Here is a 1,908-nt window from a genome sequence, read left to right as displayed (position 1 = left end):
GGCGGCGACCACCTCGGTCGCGGGCGCGCCCTCCGGCCCGGCGCAGACCAGCAGGTGGCGCGGCGGCGCCCCGGCTCCCGGGCCCCAGAGCGCGGCGAAGCTCGCCTCCGGCACCACCCGCGGCAGCGCCGCCAGGCCCAGCGCGCCGAGGTCGGACGCGACCGCGGCGGCGGCCTCGGGCTCCGTGGTCAGCAGCAGCGCATCCGGCAGGGTGCCGGCCGGCATCGGCGCCGCCTCTCCGCCCGCCTGTTCCGGCACCACCGGCAGCAGGACCTCGAAGCAGCTTCCCTCCCCCGGCCGGCTGCTCACCGAGATCTGCCCGCCCAGCAGCGATGCCAGGCCCTGGCAGAGTGCCAGGCCGAGCCCGGTGCCGCCGAAGCGGCCGGCGATGCTGTCGTCCGCCTGCGCGAAGCGCTCGAAGATCCGCGCCTGCGCCGCCGGCGCGATGCCGATGCCAGTGTCGCTGACCGCCAGGCGCAGCAGCGCGCTGCCATCGGCACGCGGCTCGGCATCCAGGGCGATGGTGACGCTGCCGGCCGCGGTGAACTTCACCGCATTGCCGCCGAGGTTGAGCAGGATGTCGCGCAGCGCCGCATTGTCGGACAGCACCCGCCGCGGCGTCCGCGGCGTGACATGCAGGCAGAGCGCCAGGCCCTTCTCCCGCGCCTGGGCCAGCAGCAGGGCGCGGATCTCAGCCAGCAGCGCCGGCAGGTCCACGCTGTCCCGCCGCAGCACGGTGGCGCCGGCCTCGATGCGGGCGATGTCGAGCAGGCTGTCGATCTGGCCGCGTAGCGCATGCGCCGCGGCGTCGATGGTCCGCGCCATCTCCTGCTGCGCCGGGTCTAGCGGCGAATCGCGCAGCAGCCCGCCCATGCCGATGATGGCGTTCAGCGGCGTGCGCAGTTCGTGGCTGACGCCGGCCAGGAAGCGGGTCTTGGCCTCGTTCGCCTGTTCCGCCGCCAGCCGGGCCTGCGACAGCTTGCGGATCAGCGTGCCGGCATAGGCGGCCAGCACCAGCGGCCCGACCAGCAGGCCGATCGCCAGATGCGGCAGCGCCTGCCAGTAGGGCGTGGTGAGCGCCACGGTGCCGAAGCCGAGGACGAAGGCGGCCATGCCGGCCAGCAGCCAGCGGGCGCCGAAGCGGAAGCCGTTGCCGAGGGCGATCCAGAGATAGATGGGGAAGCAGGGCGCCGCCCAGGCACCGCCGAGATGCAGGAACCAGGACAGGCACCCGGTATCGACCACCAGCGCGAAGGCACGGCGCGGCGTGCTGAGCCCCGGCCGCAGCCGGATATGCAGGAAGATGCCGATGGCCGCACCGCCCCAGACCGCCAGCATCACCAAGCCCTGGCCGAGGATGCTGGCGCCGAGGGTGGGCAGGTAGAGCGCGAAGAACAGCGCGAAGAGGAGCCGGTTGAAGCTCATCTCCTGCTCGGTGCCGACCTGTCCGCGCAGGCCGCCGAGCCCGGGGAGGCGCGGCGGCCCCGCGCCGGTCACCGTTCGCGCTCCGGCTCCGCGGGGGCGACGAGCGGGATGGAGGTGGTGATGACCGCCGTCACCTCGCCGCTCGAATCGCGCAGCGGCGCCTTGCTGGTCAGCAGCACGCCGCCGACGGCGTCCTCCCGGTAGGGCGGCAGCGGCGTGCCGCTGGCCAGCACGGCGAGGTCGGCCGCCCAACTGCGCTCGCCCCGCGCCTCGCCGAGGAGGTCGACCGGCCGCTCGCCGAGCAGCGCCTCCGGCCTGGCGCCGAGCGACACGGCGAAGGCGGCATTGGCATAGAGGCAGCGGCCGTCGCGGTCGGTGACGATCACCTGGGCGGCCAGGCTGTCGAGGATGCGGGCCATCCCCTCGGCGTCCGGCGCGGGCGGCGCGGCGGCGGGGCGCGGCGCCGCCGGTGCGGCCACCGGC

Annotated in this window: 2 protein-coding genes; both read right to left on the bottom strand. The window is 75.4% G+C overall.

The genetic code is table 11. From position 1 onward, the window contains the following. Window positions 1–1,497 (bottom strand): sensor histidine kinase (locus E2C05_RS31465; protein ID WP_240046978.1); only part of this gene is annotated, 1,497 nt, incomplete at its 3' end. Beyond that, window positions 1,494–1,908, bottom strand: a 415-nt coding sequence (locus E2C05_RS31460; RefSeq protein WP_133223535.1) for a PAS domain-containing protein, incomplete at its 5' end; no start/stop codon positions are given. The genes E2C05_RS31460 and E2C05_RS31465, both read right to left, overlap by 4 nt.

This window comes from Paracraurococcus ruber, assembly GCF_004353985.1.
GTDB classification, from domain to species: domain Bacteria; phylum Pseudomonadota; class Alphaproteobacteria; order Acetobacterales; family Acetobacteraceae; genus Paracraurococcus; species Paracraurococcus ruber.
This window is presented reverse-complemented; position numbering and strand designations above follow the sequence as displayed.